Source organism: Streptomyces sp. NPDC056169 (assembly GCF_042268445.1).
GTDB lineage: Bacteria > Actinomycetota > Actinomycetes > Streptomycetales > Streptomycetaceae > Streptomyces.
In genome coordinates, this window is the sequence record NZ_JBHJUO010000052.1 from 1 (window position 1) to 5,261 (window position 5,261).

Annotated in this window: 8 protein-coding genes; 5 read left to right on the forward strand and 3 right to left on the reverse strand. The window is 69.9% G+C overall.

Annotated features, from left to right (window positions below):
* Nucleotides 1-86: 86 nt before the first annotated feature.
* Nucleotides 87-263 (reverse strand): hypothetical protein, encoded by a 177-nt coding sequence (locus ACFC0G_RS39530; RefSeq protein WP_376085933.1) that lies wholly within the window; start codon nucleotides 261-263, stop codon nucleotides 87-89.
* Between the two features lie 128 nt (nucleotides 264-391).
* Here ACFC0G_RS39530 and ACFC0G_RS39535 point away from each other — a divergent pair, with 128 nt between their 5' ends.
* From ACFC0G_RS39535 to ACFC0G_RS39555, 5 genes are all read left to right on the forward strand, one after another.
* A complete protein-coding gene (locus ACFC0G_RS39535; protein ID WP_376085935.1) occupies nucleotides 392-643 on the forward strand; it encodes a hypothetical protein in 252 nt (83 codons plus the stop codon).
* Between the two features lie 4 nt (nucleotides 644-647).
* Nucleotides 648-911: a hypothetical protein gene (locus ACFC0G_RS39540; protein WP_375847188.1), complete on the forward strand. Its 264-nt coding sequence runs from the start codon at nucleotides 648-650 to the stop codon at nucleotides 909-911.
* 230 nt (nucleotides 912-1,141) lie between these two features.
* Nucleotides 1,142-2,062, forward strand: a complete 921-nt coding sequence (locus tag ACFC0G_RS39545) for a hypothetical protein (protein ID WP_375847187.1) — start codon at nucleotides 1,142-1,144, stop codon at nucleotides 2,060-2,062.
* Nucleotides 2,063-2,075: 13 nt separating this feature from the next.
* Nucleotides 2,076-2,627, forward strand: a complete 552-nt coding sequence (tpg, locus tag ACFC0G_RS39550; RefSeq protein WP_375847186.1) for a telomere-protecting terminal protein Tpg — start codon at nucleotides 2,076-2,078, stop codon at nucleotides 2,625-2,627.
* On the forward strand, nucleotides 2,624-2,908 hold the full coding sequence (locus ACFC0G_RS39555; RefSeq protein WP_375869836.1) for a hypothetical protein: 285 nt from the start codon (nucleotides 2,624-2,626) through the stop codon (nucleotides 2,906-2,908). The genes tpg and ACFC0G_RS39555 overlap by 4 nt, the downstream gene beginning before the upstream one ends.
* Nucleotides 2,909-3,039: 131 nt before the next feature.
* Here ACFC0G_RS39555 and ACFC0G_RS39560 read toward each other — a convergent pair whose 3' ends face one another.
* Together ACFC0G_RS39560 and ACFC0G_RS39565 are read right to left on the reverse strand one after the other, a co-directional pair.
* Nucleotides 3,040-3,486 (reverse strand): hypothetical protein, encoded by a 447-nt coding sequence (locus ACFC0G_RS39560; protein WP_375847184.1) that lies wholly within the window; start codon nucleotides 3,484-3,486, stop codon nucleotides 3,040-3,042.
* Complete coding sequence (locus tag ACFC0G_RS39565) at nucleotides 3,483-4,295, reverse strand: ParA family protein (protein ID WP_375852391.1); 813 nt, start codon at nucleotides 4,293-4,295, stop codon at nucleotides 3,483-3,485. The genes ACFC0G_RS39560 and ACFC0G_RS39565 overlap by 4 nt, the downstream gene beginning before the upstream one ends.
* Between the last annotated feature and the right edge of the window lie 966 nt (nucleotides 4,296-5,261).

Genomic DNA, 5,261 nt, shown 5'->3' on the forward strand with positions numbered 1-5,261 from the left:
CCGGAGGAGTCACGCGCCCCGCCGCACGCCCCCACCCCACCACCCCCCCGCCCCGGGCCCCCCCCACGACGGGCTACGCCAGCCGACTACAGCTCGCCGCGCCGCTCCAGCTCGCGGGCGATGTCGTTCTGATCGGCGATCGCGTCCACGTCCATCGGGGTCCGCGTCCGCTTGATCAGCTCGTACTCATAGCGCAGGTCCTCAGTGGACTGCGTCCGGCTGTGCTCGATCGACGCCGAAGACGGGCTCTTCCGGATCCTCATGTGCATTTCCTTTCATGGCGATTGATGCCGTTTCAGCCGGTCCGGCTGGCGACTGGCCAACCATGACACAGAACTTCTCGGTAAACAACCCTGCTTCAGTGGGCGTTGCGTGAGCTATGCTGTGCAGCATGGAAATTCCCGAGAAAGCGCAGGCCGAGGCGCTGGCGCGCGTGGCGGAACTGGGCACCCAGCGCGCCCAACTGCTCGCCGACGCCAAGGCGCTACTGCCACAGATCAAGGAAGCCGCCCTTGCGGCCGCGCGAATCGATGCCCCGCGCTCCCGCATTCAGCAGCTCAGCAAGGTGAGCACAGCCGTTGTCTACGGCTGGTTCGATGAGGCGGGCCTGCCCAAGCTCAAGGGCGGCAAGGGGGGTGTCTGACCAGATGGACTACCAGCGACACAATGTGGCTCCCCCCGGGCATGCCGACCTGCCGTTCGCCGGGGACGCGTCGCTCGCAGAGGTGCTGGGTGTGATTGACCAGCTCAGCGCGCTGGGCCGCGACCTGCGGGCCACGGTCCCCACCGCGAGCCTGCGGGGGAGTCAGTACCTGCGGGCCGCAGACCTGGCGCGATGGATCGCAGACGCCGCCGACGAGTTGCACCAGGACCTCAACCAGGACTCGTCAATCCCGCTACAGACCGACTGAGACCCGAGCGTTATTTCAGTACGCGGAATCCGCGTCCCGGCGACGCCCTGACTGGGCGTAGCCTGTCCCGCACAAGATCCAGACAGACAGCAGAAAAGCCACCCACCAGTTGCCCGAGAGTTGGCGCTCTCGGAGGTGAACGGCTTTCCGCTGGCCCTTGCCAAGGCTCGTTCTGAGTGTAGCGGTCGGTTTTTCGACCGGACACCGGGCGGGCCAGAGAGAGGCCCCACATGGCGCACCCGTCACCTGATGACTGCGCGTCCTGCCGCCGGATTTTCGGCGAGCTGGTTGAGCACGAACTGACCACTGCCCCCGGTACCTCGTTGCCCGCTGCCGTGCTGGCGGAGCGTGTGGGGCTGGTGCCGCGCGTCCTGCGCCGCCACCTCACCGAGCTGGTCACCGCTGGGCGCATTGATGTGGACCGCCGGACGCCTCTGCCGGGCGCCAGCGTCGGCCGGGCCCGCCCCCTGCCCACCTCGCCGAGCCCTGCGGAGTGGGCCGCGTCCATCCAGACCCGCGACCGCACCTGCTGCCGTCTGCTGGCCGCGCTGGCGCTCCATGCCGGTGCCGACTGGACCGGGCAGGAGCGGCAGGAGGATCTGGCCCGGGCCCTCGGGATCAGCGTGCGCACCCTGCGCACCCACCGGGGGCACCTGGAGGATGACCAGCTGGTGCGCTGGGACCGGCGCGGCCGGGTCCGGGGACTGCCGGACCGCTACACCCTGTTGTCCGGCCTGATCCGCCTGCCCGACGTGCCCGAGGAGTGGGCAGACCTGCCCTGGGCGGAGGGCGCGGCCGTGGACCTGATGGATCAGGTCTGGTGGCTGGCTGGACTGACCGACGCTCAGCACGAGCGCACCCGGCGCCACATCGCCCACCTGATGACCAACGGCTGGACGGCCGCCGAGCTACTGGGCCGACTCGATCGCATCCCGCCGACCGAGCACGTCAGCCACCCGTACGCGCTCGCGCAGTCCTTGCTGCCGGTCCGGGGAGAGCCGCCGGTCGCCACAGCGCAGGAGGTGACTGGCGGACGGGGCCCGCTGGCGATCGTGGATTGCGCCGGGAACTGCGGGCGTGCCGTTCGGGGCGTGGCCGGAGTGAGCACCTGCCGAGACTGCCGCCAGGCAGCAGCACCTGCACCGTTCTGAGGGGGAGACGGACATGGGGATCATCGGAGACGCGCTCAGTCGCGCCGCACAGGCAGCGTGGACGCGCCCGCTGCCGAAGTCCGCAGGGGCTCGGCTGCGGTTCCTGCTCAAGCGCGAGAAGGGCAGCACCCGCGCCGTGGCTGACCGGCTGGGCGTCAGCCAGCGCACCGTCCAGCGCTGGGCGAAGGGCGAGCAGCAGCCGACCGGCAAGCGTGCCGCCGCACTGGAGCGGGAGGCGGCCCGCGACTGGCAGCCCCGGGTCACCGCCGAGGCACAGCGCCGTTCCGCCCGGGACGGCCTGGTGGTGGAGACCCGGGCGCGGTTCGGGTTCACCGCCGCGCCTGGCACCACCGACGACGGCCGGATGCGGCGGATCACCGAGACGCTGCCGCCGGACGTGAGCGGGAGGATCTGGGAGGCGTGGCGCTCCGGAGATGAGGAGCAGCTGCAAGAGCTGGTCGGGCAGGGGCTGGGGTACTCGTACTTCCAGGACCGGGGCCGCCGCGCTCAAGGACTCGACGTAACGCTCACCGATGTCGACTACATCGAGCTGGGGGAGCTGTGAGCACAGATGGAGAGCCGGCTGAAGCGCCGGCCGACAGCACGAGGCAGACCGCACAGTGCCGGTGCCGCTGGTGCAAGCTCGCCCCGTGGGCACTGCCCACGGCGGCCGCCGTGCTCGTGGTACTCACCCTGGCCCTCGCGGCCGGGGGCCGGTACCCCTGGCCGGTCGATGCGGCGGTCTACCTCGCGACCGCCACCATGGTCTATGCGGTGCTCTCTGGGCCGGTGATGCGGCAGCGCTGGCGCCATGAGGACCGGCTGTTCAACGAGCAGGACCGGTAGACGGAACAAGGATGGGGCCCGCACCGTCGTGCGGGCCCCGGTTCATCGCAGGTCCCCCCATCGTCGCCAATTGGCGACAGCTCTGCACCCCGACCCACCAGACTTACAGAGTCCGGAACTGCGGGAGTCTGTCAGTCCTGAGTCCGGCGGCGCGGGGCCAGCGAGGCGAGGAGTTCGGCCTCCGTGTCCCCGCGGAGCCGTCCGGCGCGCGTCAGGAGCAGGTCGACCGCAACCCGGATCAAGGTGTTGTCCGTGATGATCTCCGAGCGGTTCCGGCGCTGCCCGGACACCCTGCGGCGCAGTGCCGCCAGCTCGGCGAGCTGGTCCGTCCGCAGACGCGTCTCCTTGCGCTCCAGGCTCTGCCACTTCGGCCCGTCTGCCGAACCCTGAGAGTCCGAGACTTCCGAACTCTCGGACTTTGTAACTTCAGAAGTCCGGGAGTCCGGGAGTTCCGAAGTTGGCTCGGCTTTTGGCTGTTCAGGAGCGGAGATGCTGCCCACCAGCTGTTCGACCTCTGGCACCAATGGCTGACGGATCGGTGACTCGGACGGCACCGTGGAGCGTTTGATCCGGGTCATGCGATCGCCTTCCACAGCCGCTCGGCGCCCGCCGCGTACACGTCGCGCATCTCCTTGCCCCGGGCGCCCAGAGCGGACAGCGGCATGCCTTCGTCCGCCGCGTCCTTGACCACCGATCGCTCCGGAATCGCGTCCCAGACCCGATCCGGCCCGAAGATGGCCGGCAGGCTCGTGAGGTGGTGCGCGTGGCCGGCCAGCCGCCCATCGACCTTGGAGGGGATCGCCGCGAGGAACCGCAGTTCCGCGTTCGCCAGCTCGGCGAGCGTCTGCGGATCCTGGACGAAGTCCCGAAAGCGGGTGGCGCCCTCCACCCCGTCGTACTCCGGCTCCACCAGGGCAACCGCCCAGTCAGCCGCGGCGAGGCCGAGCTGCGTCAGGTGCCCCAGCGAGGGCGGGCAGTCGATCAGCGTCACGTCGTGCGCCTCATCAACCCCCTCCAAAGCGCGCGCCAGCCGCCCGCGAGCGCCCATCACCGCCGCTTCCGCGATGCGGTTCTCCAGATCGAAGCGGGCCGGGAGCACATCGATCCGCATCCCGTACAGCCCCTCCCAGCCACACGGCACGATTCCGTCCGCCGCCGCGCCAGCCTGCCCGCTGCGGACCACCTCGCTCACCGAGACCGTGGCGGCCTGGTCCACCCGGTAGGGCCGCGCCAGCCGCCGCGAGGTGTTCGCCTGCGGATCCAGATCCACCACCAGGACCCGGCGCCCGGCATCCGCCAGCGCCGCCGCCGTGTTCACCACCCACGCGCTCTTGCCCACCCCGCCCTTGTTATTGCCCGCTGCCACGCGTCTGCTGCGTCCCACCATCAACCTCCGAACTCTGTAACTCCGGCACTTCCGTACCCCGGAAGTACACCACCAGAGCGCCCTCGCTTCGGGCGGACCCGCCCGAAGCGTCAGCCGGCCCTTTCACCGCGGGCCGCTGTGCGCCTCGCTGACGCCCCCGCACCTCACCTCCCGACAGGTGGGGCCGCCGGGGGAGCGCTGAGGGGCTCTCAGGCCTATCTGCGGCGCAGCTGGCGAGCGAATCGGCGCACGGCTACCTCGCGGGCGATCGGCGGCCCGAGGTAGCACGCCAGCACCGGAGCCGCAGCCAGAGCGAAAGCAGCCCATACCCCCCATAGCTGACGCATCAGCAGCACGCCCCCGATCAGCAGCAGCAGACCCACCGTCACCGCGAACGCGTGCGCCTCGTCCCGCTCCCGATCTCCCATCACGCACCCCCGCCCGTGATCACCGAGCCATCGAGCGTAGGTGCCACCCCCAACACCGGCACCCCGATTCACCGCACCACGCCCGGACGCAGGATCCGAACCGGCAACTCAAAGTCCCCCCCCCCCCCCGAAGTCCCGAGTTATCCACAGGCAACGGGCAAACGCACATCGAAACGCACGCGGATCGCACCTGGATCGCACAATTCCGGGGCCTACTGGCCGGTAAGGGGACTCTGAATTGCCGGTTCGGGTCCCCCCCTCCTGACCTGCGAAAACACCAGTTTCGAGCCCCTCGTCATCCACAATTTTGTACCAAGGGGGACCCGAGATTGCCGGTAGGGTCCCCCACCTCTGACCTGCGAAAACGCCCTCCAGTTTGTACCAAGGGGGACCCAGAATTGCCGGTTCTCTAGTAGTCCCCCTCCCCCATCACCGGCACCGCCGCGCCTGCCGCAAAGCGGCAACGGCGCCGGACGGCGGGCCGCGAAGCGGCACGCATCGTCTCGTCACAGAGCGCAGCGATGTGTACAGGGGCATAGCGCAGCTATGCCCCTTACCC